This window comes from Pseudomonas syringae group sp. J248-6 (assembly GCF_032586995.1).
Taxonomy (GTDB): domain Bacteria; phylum Pseudomonadota; class Gammaproteobacteria; order Pseudomonadales; family Pseudomonadaceae; genus Aquipseudomonas; species Aquipseudomonas amygdali.
The window spans coordinates 1-20,223 of sequence record NZ_JAWHOP010000018.1 but is presented as its reverse complement, the minus strand read 5'-3'; the positions used below and the strand labels follow the sequence as shown (position 1 = coordinate 20,223).

The window sequence follows — 20,223 nt, the reverse complement described above, 5'->3', positions numbered from 1 at the left end:
TCCCGAGGCTTGAGTTGCTTACTGCTGTTCGAGCAACCAGCGACGTGGGCCTGGACGCAGCTCGGGCATCTGGTCAGCACCGGCATTGTTCATAGCCTGGAATATCTCCAGTTGCTTGCCTTTGCGGGCAAAGATCCACGGGTTGCCTTTTTCGGCTTTCTCCAGCCACATACTGTCGTATTCGCCGCTCATGGCTGCGCAATCGCCCGCCAGGCATAGTGCGTAGCGATCGTTTTCGGGAAGCCCCTGCACACTGCCGTCAGGCATGAACTGCACGGTGCTGCCTTGGCCATCGCCTTCCACGACAGTCCATTTGCCGCCCATGTAGGCGCTATACAAGGCTTTCTCGAAGCTGGTGCCAGGCTGAGCGCCTTCCGGTGCCGGGTTTTCCGGCTTCTGGAAGTGCTGTTCAGGGCCTGACTCGCTGGCCGCTTGAACCAGTTCATCACCCTTCACGCTCAGGTCTTCGAAGAAGTTGCCGTAGAAGTCGATGTGCAGCTTGCCTTCGGCAGCGCTGACGATCTTGCCTTCACCCAGCTCGAAACCGTTGGAGTAAATGGCCTGATTGGCTTTGGAGTTTATTTTCCACTCCAGATTGGGGCCGTTGGCGAGCAGTGCCTGACGCAAGTTGCCTTGTTTGACGGCGGCGTCGATGGCGGTCTGGTTGATCCAGGTGCCGTCCGGATTGCGGTCGGCGTGGCTGGCGCAGCCGCCCAGAATGACGGCGAGCAGCGAGATGGCGAGCGCGGAGCGCATAACGGATTCCTTCCTTCAGGGAGAACGGAGCGCAAGGCACGCTCCGTCGGGGGATTATTCGATGACGAGAATCGCGTCCATTTCAACCTGGGCGCCACGCGGCAATGCTGCAACGCCGATGGCGGCGCGAGCCGGATAAGGCTGGGTGAAATAGGTGCCCATGATCTCGTTGACCTTGGCGAAGTGGCCCAGGTCGGTCAGAAAGATGTTCAGTTTGACGATGTCCTTGAAGGACCCGCCCGCCGCTTCGGCAACAGACTTCAGGTTTTCGAAGACCTGGGTGATCTGCGCTTCGATGCCTTCGACCAACTCCATGCTGTTCGGGTCCAGCGGGATCTGTCCGGACATGTAGACGGTATTGCCAGCTTTGATGGCCTGAGAGTATGGGCCGATGGCCGCAGGGGCTTTATCGCTGGTGATGACAGTCTTGGTCATGAGAACTCCTGATGATGGGATGGCCTACGCGCGCATCCGGGTGATGCGTGTGACACCGGTCAGGGCGCGCAGTTTCTTGATCACACGAGCCAGATGCACACGGTCGTGCACGCTGACCACCAGTTGGACCACGCTGATGCGACCATCGCGTTCGTCCATACTGATTTTTTCGATATTGCCGTCGGCCGCGTTGACGCTGCTGGCCAGCAGAGCGATCAGGCCGCGCTGATGCTCGAGTTCGACACGCAATTCGACGTTGAATTCGCCGGTGACATCCTTGGCCCAGGACAACTGGATGCATTTTTCCGGGTTGTGACGGATTTCGCTGATGTTGCGGCAGTTATCCAGATGCACAACCATGCCCTTGCCTGCAGACAGGTGGCCGACAATAGGGTCGCCAGGGATTGGCGTGCAGCATTTGGCGTAGCTGAGCACCAAGCCTTCGGTACCACGAATCGCCAGCGGACCTTCAGGGCTTGGCAACTGCTCGCCCTCGCCCAGCAGGCGGCGAGCGACGACATAGGCCATGCGATTGCCCAGCCCGATGTCTTCGAGCAGGTCTTCCAGCACTTCGACCCGGTACTCGTTGAGCACCAGCTGAATGCGTTCCTGAGTGATCTTGTCGAGACTGCATTCGAAGCCGTTGAGCACCTTGTTCAGCAGGCGCTCGCCGAGGTTGATCGACTCGGAGCGGCGTTGCAGCTTGAGCGCGTGGCGAATATGCGTACGCGCCTTGCCGGTCACGACGAAGTTCAGCCATGCCGGATTCGGACGTGCACCTGGGGCGCTGACAATCTCGACGGTCGAGCCGCTTTGCAGCGGTTCGGACAGCGGCGCCAGTCGGCGGTTGATCCGGCAGGCGATGCAGCTGTTGCCGACGTCGGTGTGTACCGCGTAGGCGAAATCCACCGCCGTGGAGCCTTTGGGCAGCTCCATGATCCGGCCTTTGGGCGTGAAAACGTAAACTTCGTCCGGAAACAGGTCGATCTTGACGCTTTCAATGAACTCCAGAGAGTTACCCGCACGCTGCTGCATTTCCAGCACGCCCTTGACCCACTGCCTTGCACGGGCGTGAGTGCCCTTGGGCTGCTCGTCGTCGCTGGATTTGTACAGCCAGTGTGCAGCGATCCCGTTGTTGGCCATCTCCTCCATTTCGCGGGTGCGAATCTGGATTTCGATCGGTACGCCATGCATACCGAACAACGTCGTATGCAGGGACTGGTAGCCGTTGGCCTTGGGGATCGCGATGTAGTCCTTGAAGCGGCCGGGCAGCGGCTTGTACAAATTATGTACAGCGCCCAGGACGCGATAACAGGTATCGACCTTGTCGACGATGATGCGGAATGCGTAGACATCCATGATCTCGTTGAAGGCGCGACGCTTGCCGCGCATCTTCTTGTAGATGCCATAAAGATGCTTCTGCCGCCCGCTCACGTCGCCTTCGATGCCGTCAACGGCCAGGCAATGACTAAGGGACTCTTCGATCTTGTTGACCAGTTCCTTGCGATTGCCCCTGGCGCGCTTGACCGCCTGGTTGATTCGCGAGGAGCGCATCGGGTACATCGCCTTGAAACCCAGGTCCTCGAATTCGATGCGCACACTGTGCATACCCAGCCGATTGGCGATGGGTGCGTAGATTTCGAGGGTTTCCTTGGCGATGCGCCGACGCTTTTCGCCCGACAGCACTTCCAGCGTGCGCATGTTATGCAGGCGATCGGCGAGCTTGACCAGGATCACGCGAATGTCGCGCGCCATGGCCATGGCCATTTTCTGGAAGTTTTCTGCCTGGGCTTCGGCCTTGGTCTCGAAATTCATCTGGGTCAGTTTGCTGACCCCGTCGACCAGTTCGGCGACGGTTTCGCCAAATTGGGCGCTGAGCGCTTCCTTGGCAATCCCGGTGTCTTCGATGACGTCATGCAGCATCGCAGCCATCAGGCTCTGATGGTCCATGTGCATGTCGGCAAGAATATTCGCTACCGCAAGAGGGTGCGTAACGTAGGCTTCACCACTGCGACGGCGCTGGCCATCGTGGGCTTGTTCGGCATAGTAATACGCTCGGCGAACCAGGTTGACCTGGTCCTTGCCGAGGTAGGCCGACAGTCTTTCGGCGAGGGCGTCTATGCTCGGCAAGGCGCTACCCCTTGCCAATGGCTTTTACCCTGCGCCGTACTACGTCGACCTGGCATAGGCTTAGACGGCCTCGTTGGACTCGTCCTCGAACGCTGCGAACAATGGTTCATCTTCAACGATTTCGGCTTCTGCGATTACAGCGTAATCCATCAGGCCAGCCGCGATTTCACGCAGTGCCATAACGGTAGGCTTGTCATTTTCCCAGGCCAGCTTTGGTTCTTTGCCGCCGGTTGCCAGTTGACGGGCACGCTTGGTAGAGAGCATGACCAGCTCAAAGCGGTTATCCACGTGTTCTAGGCAGTCTTCAACGGTTACGCGGGCCATGGGTATTCCTCGTAGCAAATGCGGATGCGCGATGCCCGGATGGGCGAGCGGACTCGATAGTTTACAAGCGGACAGCACCAGGCATCAAGCGGCAAGCCACCAACGGCATGCTTTTAACCTGTTGCCTGATGTCTGGAAACGACTCGATCAAGCCAGCAACTCCTGAAAAAGCTCGCTGTATTGCTCTTGCTGATGCTGCTGGGTCAGGCGATTGGCGCGGAATATCGCCTTGAGGTCTTCCAGTGCACCGGCAAAATCGTCATTGACCACAACGTATTCATACTCGTTGTAGTGGCTCATTTCGCTGACCGCTTCACGCATCCGCGCTTCAATGATCTCGTCACTGTCCTGGCCGCGATTGGTCAGGCGCTGACGCAATGCCTGCTGGGTAGGCGGCAGAATGAAGATCGACCGGGCCTGCGGCATTTGCGCACGAACCTGCCGGGCACCCTGCCAGTCGATTTCCAGAATCAGGTCGTGGCCTTCGTCCAGGGTCTGCTGAAGGTGGCTCTGCGAGGTGCCATACAGATTGCCGAAGACTTCGGCCTGCTCAAGAAAGTCGCCGTGCTCGATCATGCGCACGAACTCGGCACGATCGACGAAGTTGTAGTTCACGCCGTTCACTTCGCCGGGGCGCATGGCCCGTGTGGTGTGCGAGACCGAGACGCGGATCTTCGCCTGCGCGCCGTGCTGAGGCTCTTGCTGGGCGTCCATCAGGGCCTTGACCAGGCTTGTCTTGCCCGCGCCGGACGGGGCGGAAATGATATACAGGGTGCCAGTGATATGGGTCATGTCAGGTTCAGCCTTACTCAATATTCTGCACTTGCTCGCGCATCTGCTCGATCAACACTTTAAGGTTGACGGCAGCCTGCGTGCTGCGTGGGTCAAAGGCCTTGGAGCCCAGTGTATTCGCTTCGCGGTTAAGCTCTTGCATCAGGAAATCAAGGCGCCGGCCTGCCTGACCGCCAGCCTTGAGTACGCGACGCACTTCGGTGACGTGTGTGCTGAGGCGGTCCAGTTCTTCGGCAACATCGCTTTTCTGTGCCAACAGAACCATTTCCTGCTCCAGACGCTGAGGGTCGAGTTCGGCTTTCATGTCAGCAAAGCGATCCAGTACTTTCTGGCGCTGAGTTGCCAGCATCTGCGGCACCAGGGTGCGCAGGGTGGCAACCTCCTCGACGATGGAAGACAGCCGGTCATCAAGCAGTCTGGCCAGGTCTGCACCTTCGCGCCCGCGCCCGCTCTTCAATTCAGTCAGCGCATCATTGAACAGCTTCAGTGCTTCGGTGTTCAACACCTGCGGATCGCTGGCATCAGCCACAAGTACGCCGGGCCATGCCAGAACTTCAAGGGGGTTCAGCGCGGCAGGCTGTTTGATCAGGCCGGCAACCGATTCGGCTGCGGCGATCAACTGGCCTGCACGCTCAAGATCCACTTGCAGCGGTTTGCCAGCGGTTTCCTCGACAAAACGCAATGTGCATTCGACCTTGCCGCGCGACAGCCCCTGACGCAGCGCTTCGCGAATCGCACCTTCCAGATCACGGAACGACTCCGGCAGGCGCAGGTGCGGCTCCAGATAGCGGTGATTGACCGAGCGCAGTTCCCAGCTCAGTGTGCCTTGGGCACCGGCTCGCTCTACGCGGGCAAAGGCAGTCATGCTGTGCACCATGGGAAGTACCTCTTATCGATTCAGGAACGTGATTCAACCCATGAATGCACAGGCTCGGCGTTCATGGGTGTCGTGAAAGCCGACTGGCTGCAGAGGCGCAGGATTGTAGCGCAGTGCGACGCAGGCTCCCAATCCGGCAGCGTGACAAGTGACGCAAGGCATTCGCGGCGATCACGCGAGAGCGTCGGAAGCGTTGATCCAGAGCCTCCTATTCGGAGCAAATCGGCATTGGTGGCTTTTAGAGATGCCCAGTAGCAGCTGTGACCTCTATAATGCCCAGCAGTTTTCCGTCTCAGTACAGGTATCCCAGATGAAACGTCCAAGTGGTCGCGCCGCCGATCAGCTCCGCTCGATCCGCATCACCCGCAACTACACCAAACACGCCGAGGGTTCTGTACTGGTCGAGTTTGGTGATACCAAGGTGATCTGCACCGTCAGCGTCGAAAACGGCGTACCACGCTTCCTCAAGGGGCAGGGCCAGGGTTGGCTGACTGCCGAGTACGGCATGCTGCCGCGCGCGACCGGCGAGCGTAACCAGCGTGAAGCCAGCCGCGGCAAGCAGGGTGGTCGTACACTCGAAATCCAGCGCCTGATCGGTCGCTCGCTGCGCGCTGCGCTGGACATGTCCAAGTTGGGCGACGTTACCCTGTACGTCGATTGCGATGTCATTCAGGCTGACGGTGGCACTCGTACGGCTTCTATTACCGGTGCGATGGTTGCTCTGGCGGATGCGCTGAAGGTGATCAAGAAGCGCGGCGGCCTGAAAGGCGGCGACCCGCTCAAGCAGATGATCGCGGCCGTTTCGGTCGGCATGTATCAGGGTGAGCCAGTGCTCGACCTGGACTACCTCGAAGACTCGGCTGCCGAAACCGACCTGAACGTGGTCATGACCAGTGCAGGCGGTTTCATTGAAGTTCAGGGCACTGCCGAAGGCGCGCCATTCCAGCCTGAAGAGCTGAACGCGATGCTGGCGCTGGCACAGAAGGGCATTACCGAGTTGTTTGAACTGCAGCGTGCCGCACTGGCCGATTGATAAATAAGGAGCGTTTGATGATGAATGACAGTCCGCAGCCCTTGTACAAACCCAGCCGGGAAGCCCGTCAGTGGGCGATGTTCTGTCATTTATCCGCTCTCATTGGGCTGGTCTTCCCCTTTGGCAATCTCCTTGCGCCATTGATTCTCTGGCAAATGAAGAGGGAGACAGACCCGTTCATTGATTCGCAGGGCAAAGAAGCGCTGAACTTTCAGATCACTGCCGCGATTGCAGGCCTGATATGCATAATGCTGATGTTCGTGGTAATCGGCATCGCACTGTTCATGCTGGTGTGCCTTGGTGCTTTCATACTCACGGTTATCGCCGGGGTGAAGGCAAACAACGGACTGGAATATCGTTACCCCTTCACCTGGCGCCTGTTGAAATAACGCATAGCGCGAGCAACGCAAAAAGCCGACTTGAAGTCGGCTTTTTCGTGTGCGCTGTTCGCCTGGCTATCAGATAGTCAGGGTCCAGTCGTAATCCACGATCAGCGGCGCGTGTTGCGAGAAGCGCGGCTGGCGTGGCAGACGGGCGCTGCGCACGAAGCGGCGCAGACCTGGAGTCAGGATCTGATAATCGAAGCGCCAGCCCAGATTCAGCATCTCGGCCTGTTCGTTATCCGGCCACCAGCTGTACTGATCACCTTCGCGGCTGACTTCACGCAGGGCATCTACATAGCCCATGGTGCCGACAATCTCGTCCATCCAGGCGCGTTCGGGCGCCAGGAAGCCAGGAGACTGCTGGCTGTCACGCCAGTTCTTGATGTCGAGCTTCTGCTGCGCGACATAGAGCGATCCGCAATAGATGTATTCGCGACGCTTGCGGCGTTGCTTGTCCATGTACTTGCCGAAATCGTCCATGAGCTTGAATTTCTGATTCAGGTCTTCATCACCATTCATCCCTGACGGAAAGAGCAGGGTAGCGATACTGACCTTGTCGAAATCTGCTTGCAGGTAGCGCCCGTAGCGGTCGGCTGTCTCGAAACCGAGGCCGCTGATTACCGCCTTCGGCTGCAACCGCGAATAAAGCGCCACACCACCCTGAGCGGGAACCTCGGCTTCGCAGGCATAGAGGAAGTAACCATCCAGCTGAAAGGCTGGATCATCCAGTTCAAAGGTGGAGGCGCGGGTGTCCTGTAAGCAGATGACGTCGGCATTCTGAGCTTGCAGCCAGCTGAGCAAACCACGCTCGACTGCAGCCTGAATGCCATTTACGTTCACACTGATGATCCGCATAAATGGCCCCAAAAATCACGTGCGTGTATGATACCCGAGCTCTACCTAATTAGCTAAATCCGTGGTATCCGGAGCTTTTTCCATGCAAGCGTATCAGCGCGATTTCATTCGTTTTGCCATCGATCGCGGTGTTCTGCGCTTCGGTGAGTTCACTCTCAAGTCCGGGCGCACCAGCCCGTACTTCTTCAATGCCGGGCTGTTCAACACCGGTTCCGCACTGGCACAGCTGGGGCGTTTCTACGCAGCAGCGGTGGTTGAAAGCGGTATTGCCTTCGACGTTCTGTTCGGCCCGGCCTACAAGGGTATTCCGCTCGCCTCGGCCACTGCCGTGGCGCTGGCCGAGCATCATGACCGTGATCTACCGTGGTGTTTCAACCGCAAGGAAGCCAAAGCACACGGCGAGGGCGGCAGCCTGGTGGGGTCCCCGCTGACCGGTAACGTGCTGATCATCGATGACGTGATCACGGCGGGTACGGCGATCCGTGAAGTCATGCAGATCATCAAGGACCAGAACGCGACTGCGGCAGGTGTCCTGATTGCCCTCAATCGCCAAGAGCGCGGCAATGGCGAGCTGTCGGCGATTCAAGAGGTCGAGCGTGACTTCGGCATCCCAGTAGTGAGTATCGTGTCGTTGAATCAAGTGCTTGAGTTCCTGGCCGACGATCCGCAGCTCAAGCAGCATCTGCCTGCCGTCGAAGCCTATCGCGCGCAATACGGAATCTGAGGACGAGCCTATGGCAGTCAGCGGCACGGAGCGGGCTTCGGTTTCAGGCGTACTGAGCGTTTTGGGGTTCTGGCTGGCTCTTGGCATGCTTGCGCCCTTGCTCGCTCAAGCGGCTGATGCGCCTGAAGCTCGACTTTATCGCTACGTCGACAGCCGTGGCGTGACCGTGATCGATACGCAAGGCGTGCCGCCCGACTACGTTGCCAAAGGCTATGAAGTGCTCAACAGTCGTGGTCGGGTGGTTCAGGTCGTACCGCCTGCGCCAACGGCCGAGCAGATTCGCCAATCCGAAGCAGAAAAACGCCAGGCCGCTGCCGATGCACAGCTGTTAAGCCTCTACAGCAGCGTCGCTGAGGTGGACCGCGTCAAGGCCCGCAAACTGGCCGAGCTGGATGCGCTGATTGGCGTCGCCCAAGGCAATATTCAGGGGTTGGCGGCTCAGCAGCGCAACCTGCAAGGCCAGGCAGCCGACTTGGAGCGCGCGGGACGTCCGGTTCAGCAGGGGCTGGTCGATCAGCTGAATGACTTGCGCGATCAGCAGCAGAAGCTGCAAACCGATATCGCCGGGTATCAGGCCGCACGCGTTAAGGCTGAAGCAGATTTCGCCGTCGACCGCGCCCGCGTCCAGCGCCTGACTCAATGACCGGACGCAGAGCGTCCAGAAGCTCATGCCCACGCCTGTTTTTGATTCTGGCCGAAGGCCGTAGGAGCGAACTTGTTCGCGAAAGGGGTCGAAGCCAGACACCTATCGTTCCTCACGCTCCAGCGTGGGAATGCCTGTCGTGACGCTCTGCGTCACAAATCTGCGCCGCGCCGCTTAATTCATGAGCGGACGCAGAGCGTCCAGAATGGCGTTACCACGCTGGAGCGTGGGAACGATAGTCAGCGATCATCATCAACCAACAAAAAGGCCCCGTGAGGGTTAGCTCACGAGGCCTTTGGGTGTTGCGTCTGAATCAGTGCCGCTTGCGGTTGGTGATCTGGGTGCCGACACCGCTGTCGGTGAAGATTTCCAGCAAGACCGCATTAGGCACTCGTCCATCGATGATGTGCGAGCTATTGACCCCGCCCTGAACCGCTTCCAGCGCGCAACGGATCTTCGGCAGCATACCGCCGTAGATCGTGCCGTCGGCGATCAGGCCGTCGACCTGTTCGGTGGTCAGGCCGGTCAGGACTTCGCCCTGCTTGTTCATCAAACCCGCAATGTTGGTCAGCAGGATCAGCTTCTCGGCCTTGAGAGCCTCGGCAACCTTGCCTGCGACCAGGTCGGCGTTGATGTTGTACGACTCGCCATCCGGGCCCACGCCGATAGGCGCGATGACCGGAATGAAATCCCCTTTGACCAGCATGTTGAGCAGCCCGGTATTGACTCCGACCACTTCACCGACCTGACCGATGTCGATGATTTCAGGCTTGGTCATTTCCGGCGTCTGGCGCGTGACGGTGAGCTTCTTCGCACGAATCAGCTCGGCGTCCTTGCCGGTCAGGCCAATGGCGCTGCCGCCGTGACGGTTGATCAGGTTGACGATGTCCTTGTTGACCTGGCCACCCAGCACCATCTCCACCACATCCATGGTCTGCGCATCGGTCACGCGCATGCCATCGATGAAGTGGCTCTCGATGGACAGGCGCTTGAGCAGATCACCGATCTGCGGCCCGCCGCCGTGAACCACCACCGGGTTGATACCCACCGCTTTCATCAACACGATGTCGCGCGCAAAGCCGGTTTTCAGCTCTTCGCTCTCCATGGCGTTGCCGCCGTACTTGATAACCAGCGTCTTGCCGACAAAGCGGCGAATGTAAGGCAGCGCTTCGGAAAGGACCTTGGCTACATTAGAGGCGGCATCGCGTTCGAGGGTCATTCAGGGCTCCAGTCAAAAGGAAAAACAATCAAAATGGCAGGTCGAGATCCGGCGCAACTTTTTTCAGCTCAGCGTGGAACACGTCCTTGATGCGCTGCAACTCAGCCTCGGTTTCGGCCTCGAAGCGTAGCACCAGTACCGGCGTGGTATTGGACGCACGGACCAGACCCCAACCCTTCGGATAGTCCACACGGACACCGTCGATGGTGGTCAGTTTGGCGTCGCCCCACTGCGCATCGGTTTCAAGGGCCTTGATGATGCTGAACTTGGTGACATCCGTCACCTTGATGTTGATTTCAGGCGTCGAAATATCGTTCGGGAACGTTTCGAACAGGTCTTCGGCATTGGCCGACTCCTGGCTGAGGATCTCCAGCAGACGTGCCGCGCTGTAGATACCGTCGTCGAAACCGAACCAGCGCTCCTTGAAGAAGATGTGGCCGCTCATTTCACCCGCGAGCAGCGCGCCGCTCTTTTTCATTTCTTTCTTGATCAGCGAGTGGCCGGTTTTCCACATGACCGGACGACCGCCATGCTCGCGAATCAGCGGAGTCAGGCGACGTGTGCATTTGACGTCGAAAATGATGTCGGCACCCGGGTTGCGCTTGAGCACGTCCAGCGCGAACAGCATCAACAGGCGATCCGGGTAAACCACATTACCCTCGTTGGTCACGACACCGACACGGTCACCGTCACCGTCGAACGCCAGACCCAGATCGGCACCGGTTTCCTTGACCTTGGCGATCAGGTCCTGCAGGTTTTCCAGCTTGCCCGGGTCCGGGTGGTGGTTGGGGAAATTGCCGTCCACTTCCGCGAACAGCGAGATCACTTCACAGCCCAGTGCTTCGATCAGTTGTGGGGCGATAACGCCTGCCGCGCCGTTGCCGCAGTCGACCACGACCTTCAACTTGCGGGCCATGACGATGTCATCCTTGATCTGCTTGAAGTAGCGATCAAGGATGTCGACTTTGGTGATGCTGCCTTTCTGCGAAGTCAGGTTGTTGGTCTTGATACGCTCATGCAGCGCCTGGATCTGCTCGTTGGCCAGGGTATCGCCCGCGATGACGATCTTGAAGCCGTTGTAGTCCTTGGGGTTGTGGCTGCCGGTCAGCATCACACCGGTCTTGCCTGCCAGCACGTTGGCGGCGTAATACAGCGCAGGTGTCGGCACCAGGCCCACATCGCTCACATGGCAGCCGCTGTCGTGCAAGCCTTGAATCAGTTGCTGCACCAGTTCCGGGCCGGAAAGGCGACCATCGCGACCGACGCTGACGTTGGGTTCGTTCTGCGCCAGGCTTTCGGAGCCGATGGCGCGGCCGATCCAGTAAGCCGTTTCAGCGTTGAGGGTGTCCCCTACCACGCCACGGATGTCGTAGGCGCGGAAAATAGTCTCGGGAAGGTTGGGTGCCACGGATGCTGGGCTGTTCATAGCGAGGGAATGCTCCGATCTCAGGAAGTCCTGGTTTTCGTCGAGAAGGTCGATATCAAGGATATCGGTATCTTGAAACAGTGGATCGGTCCAGTCGGTGCGTGATGCAGCCACTGTGGACGAAGCACTGCCTTTGGCAATATCTGCATCGCGCTGCTCACCGACAACCGGCACAGGCACTGCCTGGGGTTGACTGCGAAGCGAGACACGAGCAAGGGCCTGGGCCAGACCACTTAGGGCCGGGAGGCTCAAACCGAAGGGTTTGACGGCTTTTCCGCGTGAGAGTTCTTGGAGCAACTGATCCAGTTGTCGTGCGTCGGCGCAAATACGCCGTTGCAGAGTTCTCTCGCTGCGATGCAAGCCAAGCAGTACGCCTGCTGCAGCAATAACCAGCGCCAGCAGCAAAAGCACGACGGAAGGCGAAGTTTTCAGGCCGGGACCGGGCGTGAAGTCGAGTTTCCAGCCGGAATAGCCGGTATCGAACACCTGGGGTTTGCCGCCGTCTGCCTGACCGCGCTGCAGGAAAACCTGTGCAGGTCCGCTACCGAACTGCTGGCTGAGCACCACTTGTCCGGCCTCGGCAGGCAGTGCGGGCAAGGCATTGAGCAAGCGCTGCAGGTCAAAGGCCAGCAGCAGTGTGCCCACCACCGGCTGAGTTGGCGCGGCACGTACCGGTGCAGCACTGTAGATCAACCAGCGCTCGCCCACCTTGCGAGCCTCCGGGGCAACGACTTCGCCTTGTGCAGCCTTGTTGAGCATATCCAGCGTGGCAAAGCTTACCGGCAACGCGCCCTGTGTATCGACGTCAGCCAGGCCTTTCGGGTAAAGCCGCGCGCCTGCCAGGCCGTCCCAGCGAGTGAAGCGATCCTGTGCTGCCAGCAACGCGGAGGCATCATTGCTCTGAAGCGTCTGTGCAAGTGCTGCGCTGGTGGCAGCCGATTGAGTGTCGGCGTTGATCTGATGCAGCGCCAGACCAATGGCCGCCGCCTGACTGCCGCCCCATGCCTGAACAAGCTGATCCTGCTGCTGGGGGCTGGTTATCAGCGCAACCCAGACCAGCGCCGCGGCGATTATCAGACCGATTGCCGCAGGCACAAGGCCTGGAGCAAGCCCTTTCAGGCTCGCAGCCGGAGGAGAGTTATCGGCCGCAATAGCGTGCTTTGAAGCGCTGTGCTGACTGCCTTTCACCGACCTCTCCCTGAGCCTTTTTCCAAACCCGGATTATTTGCCGAATGACGATTAATGGCTGCCGGAGTGGCCGAAGCCGCCTGCGCCACGCTGACTTTCGTCGAATGCTTCAACCAGTTCAAAGTGCGCCTGCACCACAGGCACCAACACCAGTTGCGCAATACGCTCGCCCACCGCGATGTTGAATGCAGTCTGGCCACGGTTCCAGCACGACACCATCAGCTCGCCCTGATAATCGGAGTCGATCAGACCCACCAGGTTACCCAGCACGATGCCATGTTTGTGACCCAGGCCGGAGCGCGGCAGGATCAATGCGGCCAGGCCCGGATCGCCGATGTAAATCGACAGGCCGGTAGGGATCAGCAGGGTCTGGCCGGGCTCGAGAACGGTATCTTCCTTGAGCATGGCACGCAGGTCCAGGCCTGCCGAACCAACAGTGGCGTAGGCCGGGAGTGGAAATTCGTTGCCAATGCGAGGGTCGAGGATCTTGGCTTGTAGAGCGTGCATTCGTAGTTAAACCTGATTCATGCGGTCGGCGATAAAAGTGATCAGCTGGCGGGCAATCTTGGCCTTGCTGGTCTGGGCAAAAAGCGTTGCGTGCAACGCCCGGTCAATCACGCTGCAAGCGTTCTCTTCACTGTTGAAGCCGATGCTGGGGTTGGCGACATCGTTGGCGACAATCAGGTCCAGGTTCTTGTCCTTGAGCTTGCGGGCAGCATAGTCGAGCAGGTGTTCGGTCTCGGCGGCGAAGCCGACACTGAAAGGACGGTCCGGGCGGGTTGCGATGGTCGCCAGAATATCCGGATTGCGGACCATCTGCAGCAGCAAGCCGTCACCGTTTGAAGGATCTTTCTTCAATTTGTGCGGGGCGACAACTTCCGGACGGTAGTCAGCCACCGCTGCCGAGGCGATGAACAGGTCACAAGGGATGGCAGCCTCGCACGCCGCCAGCATGTCGCGGGCACTGACCACGTCGATGCGCGAGACGCGATCCGGCGTTGGCAGGTTGACTGGCCCGGTGATCAGCGTGACGCGTGCACCGGCTTCCGCAGCCGCTTCGGCCAGGGCAAAGCCCATTTTTCCGGAGCTGTGGTTGGTGATGTAGCGCACCGGATCGATGTTTTCCTGGGTCGGGCCAGCGGTGATCAACACATGCTTGCCGGTCAGGCTCAGGCGCTGGAAACAGTCCGCTGCGCACTGGGCTAGATCGTCGGCCTCCAGCATGCGCCCGAAGCCGACATCGCCGCAGGCCTGACTGCCGGACGCTGGCCCGAACACACGAAAGTCACGCTCTTCAAGCAGCCGGGTATTGGCTTGCACTGAGGCGTCACGCCACATTGCCTGATTCATCGCCGGTGCGATGGCGACGGTGGCATCGGTTGCCAGCACGATGGTGGTCAGCAAGTCGTTGGCGATGCCTTGCGCCAGACGCGCGATGAGGTCGGCGGTGGCCGGGGCGATCAGGATCAGGTCGGCCCATTTGGCCAGTTCGATATGGCCCATCGCAGCCTCTGCGGCCGGGTCGAGAAGATCCAGATGCACAGGGTGCCCGGACAGGGCCTGCATGGTCAGCGGCGTGATGAACTCCGCTCCGCCTTTGGTCATGACAACACGCACTTCAGCGCCCTGATCGCGCAGGCGGCGGACCAGCTCGGCGCTCTTGTAGGCCGCGATGCCGCCGCCGACGCCAAGAACGATGCGTTTTCGATACAGCCGCTGCATAGACCTGCCTTTTTGGTCGAGTGAATACGCGATGCCCATGACGCCTCCCCAGGCCAGGTCGTCGCGCAAAAAAGATGGGCTAAGATAGCACAGCGACTGCACCGCAACAGCGGTGCCCAAACACATGGAGGTGCTATGAGTATTCGCAGTTGGCCCGCGGCCGAACGCCCGCGGGAACGCTTGTTGGAGTTGGGGGCGGGGAGCCTTTCCGACGCAGAGTTGCTGGCTATCTTTTTACGCACCGGGGTGGCCGGAAAAAGCGCCGTAGACCTTGCCCGTCATCTTCTGAATCAATTCGACGGGCTCAGATCGTTACTGGATGCTGACCTGCCCACGTTTACCTCCCAGCTCGGGCTGGGGCCTGCCAAATTTGCTCAGTTGCAGGCAGTCATGGAGATGGCGCGCCGGCACATGGCCGAGTCCTTGCGCCGTGACTCGGCGCTGGAAAACCCCACTCAGGTGCGCAACTACCTGAAGGCTCAGCTCAGACATGAACAACATGAAGTTTTCGCCTGCCTGTTTCTGGACAACAAGCACCGGGTCATGACCTTCGAGATACTGTTTCGCGGGACGATCAACGCCTCCTATGTGCATCCGCGCCAGGTGGTGAAGCGAGCGATGGCTCACAACGCCGCCAGCCTGATCCTCTGCCACAACCATCCTTCGGGTATCACCACGCCCAGCCGTTCCGACATCGACCTGACCAAGCGCCTCAAGGAAGCACTGATGCTGGTGGATGTTCATGTGCTGGACCACGTGATCGTGGGCGACGGCGAGCCATTGTCGATGGTCGAGCGCGGGTTGATGTAGCGCTCACGCGGAGCGATAGGGCGGGATTCGGCTTATCGTTCCCACGCTCTGCGTGGTAATGCCGTTCGGGACGCTCTGCGTTCGGTCTTCAGAGAGGTCGTGCCAATGCAAACATTGGCACGACATCACACAGACAGGCTTGGGTCACTCTGGCGACTTACTTGACCTGCACCTTGTAGAAATCCTGCCTGCCAAACGGGCTGACTTGATAGCCCGTGACATCCTTGCGTACCAGGGCTGCGGCCGTCGGGTGGGCGAGGGGGATCCACAGTGCCTGCTGCTGAATCTGCTGCTGCGCCTGGTGATACAGTTTGCTGCGCTCGGCCTGATCACTGACTGATTTACCGTCTGCGATCAGCTTGTCCAGTGTCTTGTCGCAATAACGGGCGAAGTTGGTGCCCGACTGCACGGCTGCACACGAGAACTGCGGGGTCAGGAAGTTATCCGGGTCGCCGTTGTCGCCCGCCCAGCCCATGAACAGCAGATCATGTTCACCGGCCTTGGCGCGGCGAATCAATTCGCCCCATTCAATGATCTTGATCTCGGCATCAATACCTATCTGTTTCAAGTCAGACTGCAGCAGTTGAGCGCCCAGACTCGGATTCGGGTTCAGCAGGCTGCCGGAAGGCCGGGTCCAGATAGTGGTCTTGAAGCCGTCTTTCACACCGGCTTTAGCCAGCAAAGCCTTGGCCTTGGCGACATCGTGCTGATAGCCGGGCAGGTCCTTGGCGTAACTCCAGGTGTTGGGCGGGTAAGGGCCATTGGCCGCCTCAGCGGTGCCTTCGAACACGGCTTTCAGGTAGTTGTCCTTGTCAAACGCCAGGTTGATGGCCTGGCGAACTTCCGGCTTGTCGAACGGCGGATGCTGGCTGTTGATCGCGACAAACGCGGTCATGAATGCTTCAGTCTTCTCGACCTTGAGCGAGTCATCCTCGCTAGCCGCTTTAATGTCCAGAGGCTTGGGCGAAAGCGCTATCTGGCATTCGTTCTGACGGACTTTCTGCAGGCGCACATTGGCGTCCGCTGTGATGGCATACACCAAGGTGTCGACATCAGACTTGCCGGCGAAATAATCCTTGAACGCCTCATAACGCACCACGGCATCTTTCTGGAAGCGCTTGAATACGAACGGCCCAGTGCCGATCGGCTGGCTGTTGAGTTTTTCCGGTGTGCCGGCTTTCAGGAGTTGCGCGGTATATTCGGCCGAGTAGATCGACGCAAACCCCATGCTCAGCGTGGCCAGGAAGGTCGAGTCCGCATGGTTGAGCGTAAAGCGTACGGTGTGTGCATCGGGCGCTTCGATGCTCTTGATCAGCGCGGGCAACTGCATCGATTGCGCATGCGGGAAACCGCTCTGGGCAATTTTGTGCCACGGATTCTGCGGGTCGAGCATGCGCTGGAAGCTGAACAGCACATCATCGGCGCTCAGCTCGCGGCTCGGCTTGAAATAGTCGGTGGTATGAAATTTCACTCCGGAGCGCAGCTTGAAGTCGTAAGTCAGGCCATCAGCGGAGACCGTCCAGCTTTCTGCCAGGCTCGGTACCAGCTTGCCGCTCTGGGCATCGAAGTCCACCAGACGGTTCATCAGCACGTCGGCCGATGCGTTGGTGGTGGTCAGGGAGTTGTACTGCACAACGTCGAAGCCTTCGGGGCTGGCTTCGGTACAGACCACAAGGCTCGATGCCTGGGCAGCAATCGGAAGCAGCAACGGAACAAGCAAAAAAGGGAGTGCAGCTAGGCGCATGGCGTTATTTCCTATTCAGAAAGGGCCCCATCTGCCGGCGCAGTCTGGTGAGGGACTAACCCTAGACCATGTACTGGCGTAGAACAATCGTCACGGTGCGACGAGCGGTCGATTTGCCTGTGCCCCCGCATTGCTTGAGCATACCGCCGCGCAGAGCGGATTCATTCGGGTCAAAGTGCTTTGCCTGTTGTTGCGTCCAAGGGTTTCTGGTATAAAGCAGCGCTCTTTTCTAGGGGCCCGGTTCCTTCACTGTAGGTGTAGCCGGTAAGACCCTTAAAGAAACGCGGCGCCTGGCGCCAAATGACTGAGAGATTAAGCGGCCAACCCATGCCGGGTTGGGCATGTGGTTTTAGAGGGCTGAGGCATGTCGAGAGTATGTCAAGTTACCGGTAAGGGTCCGGTGACTGGGAATAACATTTCCCACGCAAACAACAAAACCCGTCGTCGTTTCCTGCCAAACCTGCAGCATCACCGCTTCTGGGTTGAAGGCGAGAAGCGTTTTGTTCGTCTGCGCGTATCTGCTAAAGGCATGCGTATCATCGACAAGCGTGGCATTGAAGTTGTGCTCGCTGAACTGCGTCGCGACGGCAAAATTTAAGGGAGAGAATCATGCGTGAATTGATCCGTTTGGTGTCGAGCGCTGGTACAGGCCATTTCTACACCACCGACAAGAACAAACGTACTACCCCGGATAAAATCGAAATCAAAAAATTCGATCCGGTTGTACGCAAGCACGTGATCTACAAAGAAGGCAAAATCAAGTAATTGATTCTGTCGGCTACAAAAAAACCCGCTTCGGCGGGTTTTTTTGTGTCTGCGCTCTTGGCGCGGCTGCAAGGGCGGTACTTATTTATCTGCAGTGGGTTCAAACACCACATAAATCTTGCGGCATGTTTCCAGCACCTCCCAGGTGCCCTTGAAGCCGGCCGGAATCACGAAGCGGTCGCCTGCGCGCAGGGTTTTCGCGTTGCCCTGCTCGTCGCGCAGGACTGAAACACCCTGCACAATCTCGCAATACTCATGCTCCGAGTAACTGACCTGCCACTGCCCGGGCTCGCCATTCCAGACGCCCGCGCTCATCTGTCCGCAGGGGCTGTTGTAGTGGTTGTAGAGGGTTTGTGCCGGATCGCCCTTGAAGACCTTTTCCGGTGCAGGGCGATAGTGCTCGGCGGCGGTGCTGGCTTCACTGAAGTCGACGATGCTTTCGATGCTCATAATGGGCCCCTTGTCCTGAATGCGTTGAGGGTTTGACGTGCGTGCTGTGCGTTAGTGCCTCGGCGCGCGTGCGGAGATGTTTAATAAAATCAACATAAAAGCGCCGTAGCGGCTATTTTTGTCAAATATATTGGTTTTGTCGGGCCGCTGGTTTAGGGTAACGGCCTTCCTGAAAAATTTCAGATTGTGTCTTTAATCAACCATGACACACCCACATTCAACAAGAGGAGGACATGCAAATGACCACCCTGACTCGTGCTGACTGGGAGCAACGCGCCCAGAATTTGAAGATCGAAGGCCGTGCCTTCATTCAAGGTGAATACACCGCAGCCTCCTCCGGCGAGACGTTTGATTGCATCAGCCCGGTCGATGGCCGGATGCTTGCCAAGGTCGCCAGTTGCGACACCGCTGACGCGCAACGCGCTGTCGACAGTGCGCGCAGCGCCTTCAACTCGGGTGCCTGGTCGCGACTGGCTCCGGCCAAACGCAAGGAAACCATGATCCGTTTCGCCGGGCTGCTCAAGCAAAATGCCGAAGAGCTGGCCCTGCTTGAGACTCTGGACATGGGCAAGCCGATTGGCGACTCGTTCGGTGTCGACATCCCTGGCGCCGCCAGAGCCCTGAGCTGGAGCGGCGAGGCCATCGACAAGCTGTACGACGAAGTTGCGGCAACACCTCATGATCAATTGGGCCTGGTTACTCGCGAGCCGGTCGGTGTCGTGGCCGCCATCGTGCCGTGGAATTTCCCGTTGATGATGGCTTGCTGGAAGCTTGGTCCTGCATTGTCCACCGGCAACTCAGTGATCCTGAAGCCGTCGGAGAAATCTCCGCTGACTGCCATTCGTATTGCGCAACTGGCCATCGAGGCAGGCATTCCTGCAGGCGTGCTCAACGTATTGCCGGGTTACGGTCATACCGTCGGCAAGGCGCTGGCGCTGCATATGGACGTGGATACCGTGGTGTTTACCGGTTCGAGCAAAATCGCCAAGCAACTGATGATTTACGCAGGCGAGTCGAACATGAAACGCGTCTGGCTGGAAGCCGGTGGCAAGAGCCCGAATATCGTCTTTGCCGACGCGCCGGATTTGCAGGCCGCCGCCGAAGCAGCCGCCAGCGCAATTGCCTTCAACCAGGGCGAGGTCTGCACTGCCGGCTCGCGGCTGCTGGTCGAGCGCTCCATCAAGGAGCGCTTCCTGCCGATGGTGATTGAGGCATTGGCCACCTGGAAGCCCGGCAATCCACTGGACCCTGCGACCAATGTGGGCGCGCTGGTCGACACCCAGCAGATGAACACAGTGCTGTCTTACATCGAAGCCGGCCACGCCGAGGGTGCCAGACTGGTTGCGGGCGGCAAGCGCATTCTGCAGGAGACCGGCGGCACGTACGTTGAGCCGACCATTTTCGACGGTGTGAACAACGCGATGAAAATCGCTCAGGAAGAAATCTTCGGCCCGGTGCTTTCAGTGCTGACGTTCGACAGCGACGAAGAAGCGATACAGATAGCCAACGACACGCCTTATGGCCTGGCTGCTGCCGTGTGGACTGCAAATATCTCCAGAGCACACCTGACCTCCAAAGCACTGCGCGCAGGCAGCGTATGGGTCAACCAATACGACGGCGGCGATATGACTGCCCCGTTCGGTGGCTTCAAGCAGTCAGGCAACGGTCGTGATAAATCGCTGCACGCCTTCGACAAATATACCGAGCTGAAATCCACCTGGATCAAGCTGTAAGTCAGGAGCGTGACACCTATCGTGCCGACGCTCCAGCGTCGGTACGCCGTTCTGGACGTTCCGCGTCCGGTCTTGCGTCTGCGGCGCGGCGCAGATTTGTGACGCGGAGCGTCACGCACGGCATTCCCACGCTGGAGTGGTATGACCCCCGAAGGTTGGACAATTATCCACCTACGCTGCCTTGGCGGCCTGCATTCTGTATTCCACAGGACTC

General features: G+C 58.9%; 21 protein-coding genes. 8 read left to right on the top strand and 13 right to left on the bottom strand.

The features are described from left to right. Nucleotides 1-18 precede the first annotated feature (18 nt). From RYC17_RS20440 to RYC17_RS20415, 6 genes are all read right to left on the bottom strand, one after another. Entirely contained in the window at nt 19-756 is a 738-nt protein-coding gene (locus RYC17_RS20440; RefSeq protein WP_057402761.1) for a hypothetical protein, read from the bottom strand. A 54-nt stretch (nt 757-810) separates the two neighbouring features. Beyond that, on the bottom strand, nt 811-1,191 hold the full coding sequence (locus RYC17_RS20435) for a RidA family protein (protein WP_044319282.1): 381 nt from the start codon (nt 1,189-1,191) through the stop codon (nt 811-813). 24 nt (nt 1,192-1,215) lie between these two features. Further along, complete coding sequence (spoT, locus tag RYC17_RS20430) at nt 1,216-3,321, bottom strand: bifunctional GTP diphosphokinase/guanosine-3',5'-bis pyrophosphate 3'-pyrophosphohydrolase (RefSeq protein WP_002551499.1); 2,106 nt, start codon at nt 3,319-3,321, stop codon at nt 1,216-1,218. A 60-nt stretch (nt 3,322-3,381) separates the two neighbouring features. Next, complete coding sequence (gene rpoZ / locus RYC17_RS20425; protein ID WP_002551500.1) at nt 3,382-3,645, bottom strand: DNA-directed RNA polymerase subunit omega; 264 nt, start codon at nt 3,643-3,645, stop codon at nt 3,382-3,384. A gap of 147 nt (nt 3,646-3,792) precedes the next feature. Continuing rightward, nucleotides 3,793-4,437 (bottom strand): guanylate kinase, encoded by a 645-nt coding sequence (gmk, locus tag RYC17_RS20420; protein WP_002551501.1) that lies wholly within the window; start codon nt 4,435-4,437, stop codon nt 3,793-3,795. 13 nt (nt 4,438-4,450) lie between these two features. After that, complete coding sequence (locus tag RYC17_RS20415; protein ID WP_002551502.1) at nt 4,451-5,314, bottom strand: YicC/YloC family endoribonuclease; 864 nt, start codon at nt 5,312-5,314, stop codon at nt 4,451-4,453. 310 nt (nt 5,315-5,624) lie between these two features. On the opposite strand from RYC17_RS20415, the gene rph reads away from it, so the two are divergent. After that, on the top strand, nt 5,625-6,347 hold the full coding sequence (gene rph / locus RYC17_RS20410; protein ID WP_002551503.1) for a ribonuclease PH: 723 nt from the start codon (nt 5,625-5,627) through the stop codon (nt 6,345-6,347). 20 nt (nt 6,348-6,367) lie between these two features. Continuing rightward, nucleotides 6,368-6,736, top strand: a complete 369-nt coding sequence (locus RYC17_RS20405; RefSeq protein ID WP_044344530.1) for a DUF4870 domain-containing protein — start codon at nt 6,368-6,370, stop codon at nt 6,734-6,736. Nucleotides 6,737-6,805: 69 nt separating this feature from the next. On the opposite strand, the gene RYC17_RS20400 is transcribed toward RYC17_RS20405, so the two are convergent. Then, complete coding sequence (locus tag RYC17_RS20400; RefSeq protein WP_002551505.1) at nt 6,806-7,585, bottom strand: exodeoxyribonuclease III; 780 nt, start codon at nt 7,583-7,585, stop codon at nt 6,806-6,808. Nucleotides 7,586-7,667: 82 nt separating this feature from the next. Between RYC17_RS20400 and pyrE the strand changes: the two genes are divergently transcribed. Together pyrE and RYC17_RS20390 are read left to right on the top strand one after the other, a co-directional pair. Beyond that, entirely contained in the window at nt 7,668-8,309 is a 642-nt protein-coding gene (pyrE, locus tag RYC17_RS20395) for an orotate phosphoribosyltransferase (protein WP_316904248.1), read from the top strand. Between the two features lie 10 nt (nt 8,310-8,319). Then, nucleotides 8,320-8,952, top strand: coding sequence for a hypothetical protein (locus RYC17_RS20390; RefSeq protein WP_058402723.1), 633 nt, complete (start codon nt 8,320-8,322; stop codon nt 8,950-8,952). Between the two features lie 313 nt (nt 8,953-9,265). Here the strand turns inward: RYC17_RS20390 and argB are convergent, their stop codons facing one another. From argB to coaBC, 4 genes are read right to left on the bottom strand one after another with little or no spacing between them, the layout of a single operon-like run. Then, nucleotides 9,266-10,171, bottom strand: coding sequence for an acetylglutamate kinase (gene argB, locus RYC17_RS20385; protein ID WP_002551508.1), 906 nt, complete (start codon nt 10,169-10,171; stop codon nt 9,266-9,268). Nucleotides 10,172-10,199: 28 nt separating this feature from the next. Then, a complete protein-coding gene (locus tag RYC17_RS20380) occupies nt 10,200-12,785 on the bottom strand; it encodes a phosphomannomutase/phosphoglucomutase (RefSeq protein WP_316904246.1) in 2,586 nt (861 codons plus the stop codon). Nucleotides 12,786-12,836: 51 nt separating this feature from the next. Then, nucleotides 12,837-13,292, bottom strand: a complete 456-nt coding sequence (gene dut, locus RYC17_RS20375; RefSeq protein ID WP_005731629.1) for a dUTP diphosphatase — start codon at nt 13,290-13,292, stop codon at nt 12,837-12,839. A gap of 6 nt (nt 13,293-13,298) precedes the next feature. Further along, nucleotides 13,299-14,507, bottom strand: coding sequence for a bifunctional phosphopantothenoylcysteine decarboxylase/phosphopantothenate--cysteine ligase CoaBC (coaBC, locus tag RYC17_RS20370; RefSeq protein ID WP_316904316.1), 1,209 nt, complete (start codon nt 14,505-14,507; stop codon nt 13,299-13,301). 135 nt (nt 14,508-14,642) lie between these two features. On the opposite strand from coaBC, the gene radC reads away from it, so the two are divergent. Further along, on the top strand, nt 14,643-15,317 hold the full coding sequence (radC, locus tag RYC17_RS20365) for a RadC family protein (protein WP_058402727.1): 675 nt from the start codon (nt 14,643-14,645) through the stop codon (nt 15,315-15,317). A 157-nt stretch (nt 15,318-15,474) separates the two neighbouring features. Here radC and RYC17_RS20360 read toward each other — a convergent pair whose 3' ends face one another. Continuing rightward, nucleotides 15,475-17,061, bottom strand: coding sequence for an ABC transporter substrate-binding protein (locus RYC17_RS20360; protein WP_058402728.1), 1,587 nt, complete (start codon nt 17,059-17,061; stop codon nt 15,475-15,477). Between the two features lie 364 nt (nt 17,062-17,425). Here RYC17_RS20360 and rpmB point away from each other — a divergent pair, with 364 nt between their 5' ends. Together rpmB and rpmG are read left to right on the top strand one after the other, a co-directional pair. Continuing rightward, nucleotides 17,426-17,659 (top strand): 50S ribosomal protein L28, encoded by a 234-nt coding sequence (gene rpmB, locus RYC17_RS20355; RefSeq protein ID WP_002551514.1) that lies wholly within the window; start codon nt 17,426-17,428, stop codon nt 17,657-17,659. Between the two features lie 11 nt (nt 17,660-17,670). Then, a complete protein-coding gene (gene rpmG / locus RYC17_RS20350) occupies nt 17,671-17,826 on the top strand; it encodes a 50S ribosomal protein L33 (RefSeq protein WP_002551515.1) in 156 nt (51 codons plus the stop codon). Nucleotides 17,827-17,907: 81 nt separating this feature from the next. Here rpmG and RYC17_RS20345 read toward each other — a convergent pair whose 3' ends face one another. Then, complete coding sequence (locus tag RYC17_RS20345) at nt 17,908-18,276, bottom strand: cupin domain-containing protein (RefSeq protein ID WP_058402729.1); 369 nt, start codon at nt 18,274-18,276, stop codon at nt 17,908-17,910. 239 nt (nt 18,277-18,515) lie between these two features. Between RYC17_RS20345 and RYC17_RS20340 the strand changes: the two genes are divergently transcribed. Then, nucleotides 18,516-20,009, top strand: a complete 1,494-nt coding sequence (locus RYC17_RS20340) for an aldehyde dehydrogenase (RefSeq protein WP_122281543.1) — start codon at nt 18,516-18,518, stop codon at nt 20,007-20,009. Nucleotides 20,010-20,223: the final 214 nt, after the last annotated feature.